Source organism: Gordonia insulae (genome assembly GCF_003855095.1).
GTDB lineage: Bacteria > Actinomycetota > Actinomycetes > Mycobacteriales > Mycobacteriaceae > Gordonia > Gordonia insulae.
Genome location: NZ_CP033972.1, coordinates 5,577,888 through 5,590,715 on the forward strand (window position 1 = coordinate 5,577,888; position 12,828 = coordinate 5,590,715).

The 12,828-nt window shown below is 67.0% G+C and carries 12 protein-coding genes and 1 riboswitch; of the genes, 6 read left to right on the forward strand and 6 right to left on the reverse strand.

From position 1 onward, the window contains the following. Positions 1-33 precede the first annotated feature (33 nt). The 4 genes from D7316_RS25110 to D7316_RS25125 all read left to right on the forward strand — a co-directional run bounded on the left by D7316_RS25110 (position 34) and on the right by D7316_RS25125 (position 4,252). A complete protein-coding gene (locus tag D7316_RS25110; RefSeq protein ID WP_124710673.1) occupies positions 34-1,059 on the forward strand; it encodes a substrate-binding domain-containing protein in 1,026 nt (341 codons plus the stop codon). A 19-nt stretch (positions 1,060-1,078) separates the two neighbouring features. Beyond that, positions 1,079-2,137, forward strand: coding sequence for an ABC transporter permease (locus D7316_RS25115; RefSeq protein ID WP_124710674.1), 1,059 nt, complete (start codon positions 1,079-1,081; stop codon positions 2,135-2,137). A gap of 7 nt (positions 2,138-2,144) precedes the next feature. After that, the gene (locus D7316_RS25120; protein WP_124710675.1) at positions 2,145-2,957 is read left to right on the forward strand and encodes an ATP-binding cassette domain-containing protein; all 813 of its coding nucleotides are present in this window, start codon (positions 2,145-2,147) and stop codon (positions 2,955-2,957) included. A 116-nt stretch (positions 2,958-3,073) separates the two neighbouring features. Continuing rightward, positions 3,074-4,252, forward strand: a complete 1,179-nt coding sequence (locus D7316_RS25125) for a LacI family DNA-binding transcriptional regulator (protein ID WP_232017076.1) — start codon at positions 3,074-3,076, stop codon at positions 4,250-4,252. Between the two features lie 12 nt (positions 4,253-4,264). On the opposite strand, the gene D7316_RS25130 is transcribed toward D7316_RS25125, so the two are convergent. The 6 genes from D7316_RS25130 to D7316_RS25155 form a co-directional block, all read right to left on the reverse strand. Continuing rightward, positions 4,265-5,665, reverse strand: coding sequence for an NAD(P)/FAD-dependent oxidoreductase (locus tag D7316_RS25130; RefSeq protein WP_408610054.1), 1,401 nt, complete (start codon positions 5,663-5,665; stop codon positions 4,265-4,267). 22 nt (positions 5,666-5,687) lie between these two features. Continuing rightward, a riboswitch (ZMP/ZTP riboswitch) is annotated at positions 5,688-5,768 on the reverse strand. 53 nt (positions 5,769-5,821) lie between these two features. Further along, positions 5,822-6,820 (reverse strand): Gfo/Idh/MocA family protein, encoded by a 999-nt coding sequence (locus tag D7316_RS25135; RefSeq protein ID WP_124710677.1) that lies wholly within the window; start codon positions 6,818-6,820, stop codon positions 5,822-5,824. Further along, positions 6,817-7,707, reverse strand: a complete 891-nt coding sequence (locus tag D7316_RS25140; protein ID WP_124710678.1) for a sugar phosphate isomerase/epimerase family protein — start codon at positions 7,705-7,707, stop codon at positions 6,817-6,819. Before D7316_RS25140 ends, D7316_RS25135 begins: the two co-directional genes overlap by 4 nt. After that, the gene (locus D7316_RS25145) at positions 7,704-8,804 is read right to left on the reverse strand and encodes a Gfo/Idh/MocA family protein (RefSeq protein WP_124710679.1); all 1,101 of its coding nucleotides are present in this window, start codon (positions 8,802-8,804) and stop codon (positions 7,704-7,706) included. The genes D7316_RS25140 and D7316_RS25145 overlap by 4 nt, the downstream gene beginning before the upstream one ends. Continuing rightward, the gene (locus D7316_RS25150) at positions 8,804-9,604 is read right to left on the reverse strand and encodes an SDR family oxidoreductase (RefSeq protein ID WP_124710680.1); all 801 of its coding nucleotides are present in this window, start codon (positions 9,602-9,604) and stop codon (positions 8,804-8,806) included. Before D7316_RS25150 ends, D7316_RS25145 begins: the two co-directional genes overlap by 1 nt. Next, positions 9,601-10,803 (reverse strand): phytanoyl-CoA dioxygenase family protein, encoded by a 1,203-nt coding sequence (locus D7316_RS25155; protein ID WP_124710681.1) that lies wholly within the window; start codon positions 10,801-10,803, stop codon positions 9,601-9,603. The genes D7316_RS25150 and D7316_RS25155 overlap by 4 nt, the downstream gene beginning before the upstream one ends. Positions 10,804-10,949: 146 nt before the next feature. Between D7316_RS25155 and D7316_RS25160 the strand changes: the two genes are divergently transcribed. Together D7316_RS25160 and D7316_RS25165 are read left to right on the forward strand one after the other, a co-directional pair. Then, the gene (locus D7316_RS25160; protein WP_124710682.1) at positions 10,950-11,969 is read left to right on the forward strand and encodes a LacI family DNA-binding transcriptional regulator; all 1,020 of its coding nucleotides are present in this window, start codon (positions 10,950-10,952) and stop codon (positions 11,967-11,969) included. Between the two features lie 64 nt (positions 11,970-12,033). Next, positions 12,034-12,771, forward strand: a complete 738-nt coding sequence (locus D7316_RS25165; protein WP_124710683.1) for a GntR family transcriptional regulator — start codon at positions 12,034-12,036, stop codon at positions 12,769-12,771. The last annotated feature ends 57 nt before the right edge of the window (positions 12,772-12,828 follow it).

The window sequence follows — 12,828 nt, forward strand, 5'->3', positions numbered from 1 at the left end:
ACTCTGGAGTCAGATCGAAGGGAAGAGACAACGATGCATTCCACAGAGCGTCGCCGGGCCACGCGCACACGGCGGCTCGTCGGGATCGCCGCCGTCATGTCATCGGCGGTGTTGATGGTGGCGGCGTGTTCCAGCACCGGCGGCGCGCCAGAGGACAACGGCAGCGGCGACGGTGGCGCAGGCAACGCCGGGACGCCGACCAAGACCGTCGCGATGATCACCCACGAGGTCCCCGGGGACTCGTTCTGGGATCTGATCCGCAAGGGCGCGGAGATGGCCGCGAAGAAGGACAACATCAAGCTGCAGTACTCGTCGGACCCCGAGGCGCCGAACCAGGCCAACTTGGTGCAGACCGCCATCGACAGCAAGGTCGACGGCATCGCGCTGACGCTGGCCAAGCCCGACGCGATGGCGCCGGCCGTCAAGAAGGCGATCGACGCCGGCATCCCGGTCGTGGCCTTCAACTCCGGCTACGACAACTGGAAGCAGATGGGCGTCCAGCAGTACTTCGGCCAGGACGAGACCCTCGCCGGCAAGACCGCGGGCGAGCGTCTCACCAAGGACGGTCGCAAGAAGGTCCTCTGCGTCATCCAGGAGCAGGGCCAGATCGCCCTCGAGTCCCGGTGTGCCGGTGTCAAGCAGGGCTTCACCGGTGGTGGATTCGAGATCCTCAACGTCAACAGCAAGGACATGCCGTCCGTCGAGGCGACCATGACCGCGAAGCTGCAGCAGGATCCGTCCATCGACACCGTGGTCACGCTCGGCGCACCGATCGCACAGACCGCGGTGCAGTCCAAGGGCAACGCCGGTTCGAACGCCGAGATCGTCACCTTCGACACCAACGCCGCCCTGGTCCCGCTGATCCAGAACGGTGACGTGAAGTGGGCCATCGACCAGCAGCCGTACCTGCAGGGCTACCTGGCAATCGACTCGCTGTGGCTCTACATGACCAATGGCAACACCATCGGCGGTGGCCAGGCCGTCCTGACCGGTCCCGCCTTCATCGACGAGTCCAACATCGACGCAGTCGCCGAGTACGCCAAGAGCGGCACCCGCTGACCGGCGGAAGGAACCCATCATGAGTACACAAACAGATCTCGACCTGTCCACGCACAAGGTCGTCACCGATGAGCGGGTGAAGCGGCAGAAGCCGTTGCAGCGCTTGCTGGTCCGGCCGGAGATCGGCGCCCTGGTCGGCGCCATCGCGATCTTCATCTTCTTCTGCATCGTCGCGGCGCCGTTCCGCACCCCGGAGGCGTTGGCCACCATCCTCTATGCCAGCTCGACGATCGGCATCATGGCCTGCGGCGTCGCCGTCCTGATGATCGGCGGCGAGTTCGACCTCTCGACCGGTGTGGCCGTGACGTTCTCGTCGCTGGCCGCCTCGATGCTGGCCTACAACCTGCATCTCAACGTGTGGCTCGGTGCGGTGCTCGCGCTGGTGCTCGCCCTGGCCGTCGGCTTCTTCAACGGGTACCTGGTGATGAAGACGAAGATCCCGTCGTTCCTCATCACGCTGTCGACGTTCCTGATGTTGACCGGTATCAACCTCGCGGTCACCAAACTGGTGACCGGCCAGGTCGCGACCCCGTCCATCTCGGACATGCAGGGCTTCGACTCCGCGCAGAAGGTGTTCGCCTCGTCGTTCAACGTGCTCGGTGTGTCGGTGCGCATCACCGTCGTGTGGTGGATTCTCTTCACACTCGTGGCGACCTGGGTGTTGATGCGGACCCGCATCGGCAACTGGATCTTCGCGGTCGGCGGCGGCCAGGAGTCGGCGCGCGCCGTCGGTGTGCCGGTGACCAAGGTGAAGATCGGCATGTTCATGTTCGTCGGCTTCTGCGCCTGGTTCGTCGGTATGCACCTGCTGTTCGCATTCGACACCGTGCAGTCCGGTCAGGGTGTGGGCAACGAGTTCTTCTACATCATCGCCGCAGTGGTCGGTGGGTGTCTGCTCACCGGCGGATACGGAACCGCCGTCGGTGCGGCCATCGGTGCCTTCATCTTCGGCATGGTGAACCAGGGCATCGTCTACGCCGGCTGGAATCCCGACTGGTTCAAGTTCTTCATGGGCGCGATGCTGCTCTTCGCGGTGATCGCCAACAACAGCTTCCGCAACTACGCGGCGAAGAGGTGAGCAGACAATGAGTTCAGCAATCGAGACCAGACCCGAATCGGAATCCAGCGGCGGCAAGGTACCCCTGATCGAGCTCCGCAACGTCGGCAAGTCCTACGGCGCCATCATCGCGCTCAAGGACATCAGCCTGCGGGTGAACGCCGGTGAGGTGACCTGCGTGCTCGGCGACAACGGCGCCGGCAAATCCACCCTCATCAAGATCATGGCCGGTCTGCATCAGCAGACCGAGGGTGAGCTGCTCATCGACGGCGATGAGACGATGCTCGAATCGCCCAAGCACGCCCTCGAGACCGGTATCGCCACGGTCTACCAGGACCTCGCGGTCGTGGGTCTGATGCCGGTGTGGCGCAACTTCTTCCTCGGCCAGGAACTGCGTAAGGGGCCGTTCAAGTCGCTGGACATCCAGGCGATGCGGGCGACCACCAAGGAAGAGCTGTTCAAGATGGGCATCGACCTGCCCGACGTGGATGCGCCGATCGGCTCGCTCTCCGGCGGTCAACGCCAGTGCGTGGCGATCTCCCGCGCGATCTACTTCGGCGCCCGCGTGCTGATCCTCGACGAGCCGACCGCCGCGCTGGGCGTCAAACAGTCCGGGACCGTGCTCCGCTACATCTCGGCGGCACGTGACCAGGGCTTCGGCGTCGTGTTCATCACCCACAACCCGCATCACGCACACATGGTGGGCGACCACTTCGTGCTGTTGAACCGCGGGCGGCAGAAGCTGGACTGCACCTACGACGAGATCACCCTCGACGAGCTGACCCAGCAGATGGCCGGCGGCGACGAGCTGGACACGCTCAGCCACGAACTGCGGCGCTGAGCGCTTCGGCGAATCACGACGACCCGCTCGGCCCCGCACGGGGTCGAGCGGGTTTCCATTTCCGGTACATGCGGTGAACGCGCGGGATACGTTGACCCGGCGGAGGAAGGATGGGGATGGCTGAGGTAGCGGACGGGGTGGAGATGCGTCGCCTGGTGGGCGTGGTGTTCGGGGCGTCGAGCCCGTTCGAGGCGGATCTCGTCGACGAACTCTATGCGGCCGCCGACGCCGCCGGATACCGGCTGACGCTGGGATTGCACAGCGCGGCGCGGACCCGGGCCCGAGCGGTGTCCGACCTCGCCGACCAGGGGTGCGCCGCGATCGTCGTCGTCGGGGCCGAGCACGGTGACCGATTCGACCTCGAGGTGCCGATGGTCGTGGTCGGTGAACGCATCCCGGACCTCACCGCGGTGACGGTGGGCACCGACGAATGGCGCGGTGCGCACCTGGCCGTGCAGCACCTGATCGACCTGGGTCACACCGCGATCGCCCATGTCGAAGGCGGCGAGCATCCCTGTGCATCCGAGCGACTGCGCGGCTACCTCGGCGCCATGACCGCCGCCGGATATCGGGACGACTGCCGCACCCTGGTCGGCGACTACACCGAGGAGGCGGGCGCACTGGCCGCGGAGCGAATGCTCGCGGAAGGGCACCTGCCCACCGCCACGTTCCTGGCGAACGACCGGATGGCCGTCGGCTTCATCGACGTCATGCGGCACAACGGTATACGCGTTCCCGTTGACATGTCGGTGATCGGCTACGACGATGGCCCGCATGCCGTCCTCGGACATCTCAACCTCACGACCGTCCGTCAGGACGTCGCAGGATTGGGCCGAGCGGCCATCGATGCCGTGGCCTCTCTCGTCGGCGACTCCGATCGTGCCGCGAACACAGGTGGATTCGGGTTCTACGGCGCCATCGCGCTGGAGCCCGCGCTGATGGTCCGGGGCACCACCGCGCCGCCGCCCGGCGCCGACCACGGACCGGCCGACGCCCTGACCCCGGTCCGATGGGGTCTGCTGGCGGACAACTGTGACGACGCCCTGGTGCATGAACTCGGTACCCCCGGAACGGTTTCCGGTGCGATCGAGGTCGTCGCCAGCGCGTCCACAGCGGTCGCGTGGGAGATCGCCGACCGCCTGGGCATCATGGTCTCCTATGGCATCTACGAAGACCTGATCGAAGACCCGGACATCGACGCCATCTTCATCGCGCTGCCCGGCGACGCGCGTGAGGTGTGGGCGACCAAGGCGCGTGAGGCCGGCAAGGTCGTGCAGCTCTCGACGACCGGGTGAGCGGCCGCAGCGCTAGGCAGCCTCGTCGATTCGGTTCCGTTCCTCCAACTCGCCGATCGCGTTGCGCGCGAACACCTGTTGCTCGGTGATCGCCAGCTGCGTGCGACTGCGGCTGGTGAATGCGAACAGCCAGTCGACGAGCGTGGTGAAGCGGTTGCGGAAACCCACGAGGTAGACCAGGTGCAGGACCAGCCATCCGATCCAGGCCGTGAAGCCGGCCAGCTCGATGCTGCGTGAGGTGCCCGGGACGGGGATCTTGGCGACCGCACTGAACCGTGCGATCGTGGCCATCGATCCCTTGTCCCAGTAGGAGAACGGCTTTCGTGCTTCCGGCGGCGCGCCCTTCAGTGAATCCCGGATCGCCGACGCGGCGTACTTCGCGCCCTGGATCGCCCCCTGAGCCATACCCGGCACGCCGTCGACCGCCATCAGGTCGCCGACGACGAAGACCTCGGGATGGTCCGGCACGGTGAGGTCCTCGCGCACCTTCACCCGTCCGGCGCGGTCGAGTTCCACGCCACTCTGCTCGGCGAGCTGCCGTCCCAGCGGACTGGCCGCGACGCCGGCCGACCACACCTTGCACTGGCTCTCGATCCGTCGATGCGTACCGTCGGGGTCCTTCACGACGAGACCGTGGTAGTCCATGTCGACGACCATCGCGCCCAATTGGATGTCGACGCCGTTCTTCGCCAGTCGAGCCGCCGCACGTGCGCTGAGTTTTCCGCCATAGGGCGGGAGGACCACAGGCGCGGCGTCGAGCAGGATGACCTTCGCCTCCGTCGGATCGATGTTGCGGAATGCACCACGCAGCGTCGTGGTGGCCATCTCGGCGATCTGACCGGCCATCTCCACGCCCGTCGCACCCGCGCCGATCACCACGAACGTCAGGAGTCGTTCGCGCTCTTCCGGATCGGTCGACAACTCGGCCTGCTCGAATGCTCCGAGGATCCGGCCGCGGAGCTCCAGGGCGTCGTCGATCGTCTTGAGGCCGGGCGCGAACTCGGCGAAGTGATCGTTGCCGAAGTACGACTGGTCGGCACCGGCGGCGACGATCAGACTGTCGTACCCGGTGACCTTCGTTCGCTCCAGCAAACGAGATGTGACCGTGTGGTTTTCGAGGTCGATCCGTTCGACGTCGCCGAGCACGACCCGCACGTTGTCCTGTTTGCGCAGGATCACCCGCAGCGGTGGCGCGATCTGGCCTTCCGAGATCACACCGGTCGCCACCTGATAGAGCAAGGGCTGGAAGAGGTGATGGGTGGTCCGGGCGATCACGGTGACATCGACGTCGGCCTTTGCCAACCGGCGGGCGGCGGTCAGGCCGCCGAAGCCCGAGCCGATGATGACGACGCGATGCCGTGCGGCACCGACCTCATCCTCATCGACAGCAGTCATCGGGCGTTGCGAATTCATGGCGACCTCCAGCGTTCCACCTTCGGGACACCCAGGCGGTCGATGTCCCTGTCAGTTCGCTCCACGCCGGTCCATCCCGGCTACGCCAGTCGCGTTCTTGATGCTACCGAAGTCAACGACGACCGCGCGACCCGATATTCCTCGCGGGTGGTGCGGTCACCGCGGATCGAGGCCGATCGCGCGGTAGGCCTCGTCGAGGTAGCGCATGTTCTCCACGGCGTCGTCGAGATCGATGGGCAACGCCGAGCCGTGCCGGATCGACGCGGCCAGTGCCTCGAGTTGGTACGTGTAGGTGGACCGCGTGCCGAGATGCTCGACCCGGACCGTGCCGTCCTTCGACGACACGACCGTGAGTCGGTCGTCCCGGCTCGGGCCGAGGTAGTCGTGCAGGTACAGGCTGCCGTCGTCGCCGACGATCCGCAGGCTGAACACATACTCGCCCGCCACCATCGACACCGCATGGGTTCCGGTGGCGCCGTTCGGGTACCGGATGTCGAGCACGGCCGACTCATCGATCTGCGGACCGCGCAACACCGCCCGGCCGCCCGAGATCTCCGGCCGGCCACCGCACCAGCGACCCAGAGCCCGAGAGACATGCAGTGCGTAGCAGCCGAGGTCCATCAGTGCGCCGCCCGCGAGGTCGTACGACCAGCGCGGGTCGTCGTCGCCGGGTGCCGGCATCGCCATCACCACCTCGACGTCGCGCACCGCGCCGATCGCGCCCGCATCGAGGAGTTCGAACGTCCGGGCCATCAGCGGGTGGAACAGATAGTGGAAGCCCTCCAGGATCGGGACGCCGGCCGCGCGTGCCGCGTCGGCGACCTGTCGCGCCTCGGTGGCATTGCGCGCGAACGGCTTCTCCGAGAGCACCGCCTTCCCGGCCGCGACGGCAGTGAGGTTCCACCGCCCGTGCAAGGAATTGGCCAGCGGGTTGTAGACGACGTCGACCTCGGGATCGTTGATCACCTCGTCGTACGAGTCGAGCACGCGCTCCACGCCGTACTTGCCGGCGAACACCTCGGCACGACCGCGATCACGCGCGGCGACCGCCACCAGCCGGTGACCGAGCGTCTGAGCCGGGCCGACGAGCGCGGACTCGGCGATGCGTGACGCGCCGAGGATGCCGATGCGCAAGGGCTCCGTCGGGGCGCTCATACGCGCACCGGGCGCTCAGCGGTCTTGCGCAGGAACGACATCGAGACGGCGACGTTGCCGGCGGCCGCGTCGCCGTCGGCCTCGTCGGCCAGGATCGTGTCCTGCTCGAGCACGTACCAGCCGGTGAAACCGGCATCGACCAAGGTCCCGACGACCCGCGCGATGCGGGCCTCGCCGGCACCGAGGGGCACGTACATACCCTGCGCCACGGCATCGGTGTAGGTGAGATCACCACGCTGGACCTGCTCGGCGAGCTCGATGCGAACGTCCTTGAGATGCGCATGGGTGATCCGGTCGGTGAACGCCTTGGTCACCTCCAACGGATCGGTACCGCCGATCAGCAGGTGTCCGGTGTCCAGGCACAGTCCGATCGTCGAGTTCTCCAGGACGCGGTAGACCTCGTCGCGCTTCTCGATCATGGTGCCGACGTGCGGATGCAGGGCAGGGGTGACGCCACGTGCCTTCGCCAACTCGCCGAGCCGATCGAGATTGGCCAGCAACGTCGCCCACTCCGACTCGGACAGATCCGGCCGATCGTCATACCCGTCCACGCCGGTCGCGGCGGCGAGCACGATCACGTCGCCGCCGGACGTCTCGAGGCGATCCAGCACCTCGTTCACTTCCGCGGTCGGGTCATGGTCCGCCTTGTGCAGCACCACCGGTACGAACGACCCGACGCACCGCAGGGAGTAGGACGCGAGGGTGTCGCGCAACTCGGCCGGTGAGGTGGGGAGGAAGCCCTCCGGTCCGGTCTCGGCAGCGGTGACGCCCAGGTCGCGCATCTCGCCGAGTACCCGCTCCGGAGTGAGCTGATATCCCCAGCCGGGTACCTCACACACGCCCCAGGAGATGGGGGCGGCGGCGATGCGCAATTCGGAGGTGGTCATGTCGGTGATCCTTGCTGTCGTGGTGTCGAAATGTACTGGGCCCGCACCTCGTCGGTGCGGATCGGTTGATGGGTGGCGGCCGACCGGGAGGCAGCCTCTGCGATCACGGCCACCTCCAGGGCATCGTGAGCCGTACACAGGGCCGGCCCGCTCGCTGCGATCCCGGCGCCGGTCGCATTCGGCCCGCTCGCTGCGCTCCCGGCGCCGGTCACCGTGTCACAGAACGCCGTCATCTCGGCCCGGTACGCGTCGGCGAACCGGTCCATGAAGAACGCGTGCGGGGTACCGCCAGGGAAATCATTGCCCGGCTGAAGATTTCGGACTGGCGTGCCGTCGTCCCATCCGGCGACGACGGAGTCGGTGCTGCCATGGACCTCGAGTCGGCAGTCGTAGCCGCGGCCGTTGTAGCGGGTCACCGACACCACGCCGACAGTGCCGGACGCGAACGTCAGCAGGATCGACGCCGAGTCGACGTCCCCGACCTCTGCGAAGTACGGATCGCCCTGGTTGCCGCCCGCTGCATACACCTCGACCACTTCGTCGTCGAGAAGCCAACGCACCGTGTCGAAGTCGTGCACCGCGCAGTCCCGGAAGATCCCGCCCGAGGCGGCGATGTAGCCGGGCGGGGGAGGCGCCGGGTCCAGGGTGGTCGACCGTACGGTGGTGATGAAGCCGAGATCTCCGCCGGCGACGGCGGCGCGGGCCGCGGCCATCGCCGGATCGAACCTGCGGTTGTACCCGATCCGCACGGGCACACCGGTGTCGGCGACTCGGCGCACCACCTCGGCCGAGTCGCCGATCGACAGCGCGATCGGCTTCTCGCACAAGGTCGGGACGCCGGCGGCGACGGCCTTCTCGATCAGTTCGGCATGAGTGGGGGTGGCGCTGGCGATGACCACCGCGTCGATCCCGGCGCTCAACAACGCATCGGCGTCGGCTGCGGCGCGCGCCGTGCTCAGCCGTGCGGTGGTCGCGTCGATCGCAGCCGGATCGGCGTCGGTGACCACGAGGTGGTCGACGGTGGGCAACGCGGCGAGCGTGTCGGCGTGGAAACCGCCGATCCGCCCGAGTCCGATGACCCCGATTGTGAGTCCCATCAGTCGAATCCACCCATCACGATCTGGTCCCAGTCGATGACCGAGCCGGTCACCACCCCACTGCGGTCGGACAGCAGGAACACGACGAAATCGGCGATCTCGTCGGGCTGTCCGAGTTTGCCCATCGGCACCGACGCGTTCGCCTCGTCGATCCAGGTGTCGTCGGCGCCGTGGAACCGCTTCTGGATGTCGGTCTCACCCTCGGTTTCGCTCCACCCGATGTTGAGGCCGTTGATGCGGATGCGATCCCAGCGGTGCGCGTGCGCGGCGTTCTTCGTCAGTCCGACCAGGCCCGCCTTCGAGGCCGAATACGGTGCGAGGTACGGCTGCCCGCCGTACGAGGACATCGTGATGACGTTGACGATGCTGCCCGGCGCACCCCGCCCGATCATGTCCTTGACCGCGGCCTGCATGGTGAAGAAAGGTGCGCGCATGTTGATGGCGATGTGAGTGTCGAACAATTCCGGGGTGGTGTCCACGAGACTGCCACGCGTGGTGGTGCCTGCCGCGTTCACCAGGCAGTCGATGCGGCCGAACTCGGCGACCGTCGCACTCACGGTATCCGCGGCGGCCACCGGATCGGCCAGATCGGCCTGGATGAAACTGACCGGCGCGCCGTCGAATTCGGCGGCCAGCCCCTTGCCCTTCTCCGCGTTGCGGCCGCTGAATGCGACCCGGGCGCCGGCGTCGGCCGCAGCGCGGACGATCGCCGCGCCGAGCCCCTGCGTCCCGCCGCTGACCAGCAGGACCTTGTCGTCGAGGGGGCCCCGCTCAATCGACGTCTCGGTACGGTCGGTCATGGGATGTGACGTGCGTCGAGTGCGGACAGTTCCTGGTCGAATCGGGCCTCGTCGAAGTCGTCGGCGAGCGCCCGGGCGAGCAGCTGGGCTTGTGATTCGCCGGTGAGACCGGTGATCGGCTGATCGAGGTCGAGATTGCTGGGGAAGGCATAGCCCTCGGCGCTCGCGGCGATCGCATTCGCCACACCGCGGGTGTCGCCCTCGGCCGTGCGTCGCCGCAAGGCGGGGTAGATCCAGCGCATGATCGCCGAGCGGTCGACGGAATCCATCGCCCGGCCGAATGCGGACGAGACCTGTAGCAGATTCGCCATGCGTTTGATGTCGGACGACGTGTTGTGTCCGGCGGCGTGGAACAGCGCGGGGTTGAAGAAGACCGCGTCGCCCGCGGAGAGCGGCAGCTGCACGTAGTTCTGCGCGAAGTACTCGCGGAACTCCGGCAGGTTGAATGCCAGGTAGCCGGCCTCGTATGTCTGCGAGTACGGCAGGTACATCGTCGGGCCGGATTCGATCGGCATGTCGACGTGGGCGACGGCACCCTGCAGGGTGAGCGCCGGCGACAGCCGGTGGACATGTGCCCGGAAGGTGGCTGCGGTGTCGGTGGACATGAATCCGAGGTGGTAGTCGCGGTGCGGGTTCTGCGCCGCTCCGCCCGGGTTCACGACGTTGACGGCGGAGGTCACCTGATACCACGGTCCGAGCCAGGCCTGGCTGATCAACGCGAGGACGTCGTTGGCGTAGTAGCGGCTGAACAGTTCGGGGTCGCGTTCGGCGAACTTCTGCAGGGCGTTCCAGACGCGGTCGTTGGCGCCGGGCTTCGCGAAGTGGTCGCCGTTGGACACGCCGGCCGCATTCTGGTCGGCGATGATGCGGTCGAACAGCGCAGTGGTCTCGGCAAGGCCGTGGCGGTCGTCGAACGCGCCGGCGAAGACGACGATGCCCGGGCCGTTCAGGAGGGCATCGGCGAGTTCGTCGGCCAGCAACTCGCGGGCTTCGCCGGTCGTCGCGGACACCGCGGCCGAGTCGTAGAACAGCACGCCGCGTTCGGTCGAGGCCGCGTGCGGGTAGTCCGCGAGATCCGTGGTCCGCTCGGTGAGGGCGATGAAGTCGTCGAGATTGCAGTCGCGCTCGGTGATCCGGTTGGCTCCGGCCCGGGTGGTGTCACGGGCTGTGGTGGTGGGGCTGGCGCTGCGCAGGGTCATGTGCGTGCGCTCCTCTCGGGAAACTGAAGGTCGGTGGTGCGAGATCGGGCCCTTGGCGATATCGCCGTGATCACTTGACCAGAATGGCAAGATCTTATTGTCTGGACAAGGGCAGAAAACCATCAAGAATCCCTCAGGAGTGTTCCGTGCCACATCGCTATCCGGTCCGGGAGATCGCCCGGCAGGCAGGGGTGAGTGAGGCGACCGTGGATCGGGTGCTGCACCAGCGTCCGGGGGTGCGGGCGGGCACGGTGTTGCAGGTGGAACAGGCGATCGCCGACCTGGATCGTCAGCGGACCCAGTTGCGGCTCTCCGGTCGTCGGTTCCTCATCGATCTGGTCATGGAGACGCCGAACCGGTTCTCCGGACTCGTGCGTGAGGCGTTGGAGCAGGAACTGCCGGGATTACGGCCGGCGGTGATGCGCGCGCGGTATCACCTGAGGGAGACCTGGAAGCCCGACGACCTGGTCGCCGAACTCGACACGATCTGCCGGCAGGGCAGCCACGCGGTGGTGCTCAAGGCGCCCGACACCCCGGAGGTGGCGGCGGCGATCGGGCGGTTGACGTCCGCGCGTATCCCGGTGATCACCCTGGTGACCGATGTCCCGATGAGCACCCGCATCGCATATGTGGGTATGGACAACCGGGCTGCCGGCGCCACGGCCGCCTACCTGATGTGTCAATGGCTGCGGCACGTTTCCGTGGACGTGTTGGTGATGACCAGCAGCGAGATGTTCCGCGGCGAGGAGGAGCGCGAGATGGGCTTCCGCGCGGCGATGCGGTCCTACGACCCGGGTCGGAACATCGTCGAGGTCTCCGAATCCGATGGACTCGACGAGACCAGCCGGGTGCTGACCGCCCGCGCATTGCGCGAGCACCCGGGCATCGGTGCGGTCTACTCGATCGGGGGAGGCAACAGCGGGATCGTCGAGGCGTTCGCGGCGGCGGACCGGACCTGCGAGGCGTTCGTCGGTCATGACCTCGGGGATGCGAATCGCGGTCTTCTCCGCAGCGGTCACCTGACGGCGGTGTTGCACCATGACCTGCGCGCCGACATGCGGCAGGTTGCGCAGACCGTGATGGGCTTTCACGGCGCGTTGCCCGGGGAACAGCGCCCGCGTGCGTCCGGAATCCAGATCATCACCCCGCACAACCTGCCCGAGTGAGGCTCGCGTAAGGGATTCTTGTCATGACATATTAATGTCTGCATTCTGGTGTTAATGTGTCGTGGTGATCACACCCATCCCGGTGGAGCTCGATCGGTCGACGCCGGTTCCGCTGTACCACCAGCTCGCGCAGGCCATCGAGGCCGCGATCGTGCGCGGCGACCTGACACCGGGTGATCGGCTCGAGAACGAACTCGACATGGCGAGCCGGCTCAAGTTGTCCCGGCCGACGATCCGGCAGGCCATCCAGGAACTCGTCGACAAGGGTGTGGTGGTCCGCAAGCGTGGCGTCGGTACCCAGGTGGTGCAGAATCCCGTGCACCGGTCCGTCGAACTGACCAGTCTCTTCGACGACTTGTCCACCGCTGGAATGCATCCCACCACGCAGCTGCTCGAGTACCGGATCGGTTTGCCTGACGAGGAAATTCGTACCGAGCTCTCGCTACCGGTGGGGGCTGAGGCCGTCACGGTCAAGCGCCTGCGCATGGCAGGCGGAGAACCGTTGGCGCTGATGATCAATCACCTGCCCGCCGACATCTGTCCGCCGGCGGGAGAACTCGAGAGCGGTGGTCTGTACAAGGGCTTGCGTGGACGCGGCGTCCACATCCGCCTCGCTCGGCAACGGATCGGCGCTAAGGCGGCCGACCAGGACGAGGCGACATTGCTCGGCGACGAGGTCGGTGCACCGCTGCTCACCATGCAGCGCACCGCATTCGACGACGCCGGCCGGGTCGTTGAGGTCGGCCAGCACGCCTATCGAGCGGACCGATACTTCTTCGAGACGACCGTCGTCGATCGCTGAGATGTGGCGGTCGGTGTCGCGCATCGCGCACCGTCCGACCTGATGAGTCGGGGCCGT

What these genes read in the sequence shown, in the direction of transcription:
- D7316_RS25110 (WP_124710673.1), top strand. Translation starts at nt 34, where the DNA reads ATGCATTCCACAGAGCGTCGCCGGGCCACGCGCACACGGCGGCTCGTC.
- D7316_RS25115 (WP_124710674.1), top strand. Translation starts at nt 1,079, where the DNA reads ATGAGTACACAAACAGATCTCGACCTGTCCACGCACAAGGTCGTCACC.
- D7316_RS25120 (WP_124710675.1), top strand. Translation starts at nt 2,145, where the DNA reads ATGAGTTCAGCAATCGAGACCAGACCCGAATCGGAATCCAGCGGCGGC.
- D7316_RS25125 (WP_232017076.1), top strand. Translation starts at nt 3,074, where the DNA reads ATGGCTGAGGTAGCGGACGGGGTGGAGATGCGTCGCCTGGTGGGCGTG.
- D7316_RS25130 (WP_408610054.1), bottom strand. Translation starts at nt 5,665, where the DNA reads ATGAATTCGCAACGCCCGATGACTGCTGTCGATGAGGATGAGGTCGGT.
- D7316_RS25135 (WP_124710677.1), bottom strand. Translation starts at nt 6,820, where the DNA reads ATGAGCGCCCCGACGGAGCCCTTGCGCATCGGCATCCTCGGCGCGTCA.
- D7316_RS25140 (WP_124710678.1), bottom strand. Translation starts at nt 7,707, where the DNA reads ATGACCACCTCCGAATTGCGCATCGCCGCCGCCCCCATCTCCTGGGGC.
- D7316_RS25145 (WP_124710679.1), bottom strand. Translation starts at nt 8,804, where the DNA reads ATGGGACTCACAATCGGGGTCATCGGACTCGGGCGGATCGGCGGTTTC.
- D7316_RS25150 (WP_124710680.1), bottom strand. Translation starts at nt 9,604, where the DNA reads ATGACCGACCGTACCGAGACGTCGATTGAGCGGGGCCCCCTCGACGAC.
- D7316_RS25155 (WP_124710681.1), bottom strand. Translation starts at nt 10,803, where the DNA reads ATGACCCTGCGCAGCGCCAGCCCCACCACCACAGCCCGTGACACCACC.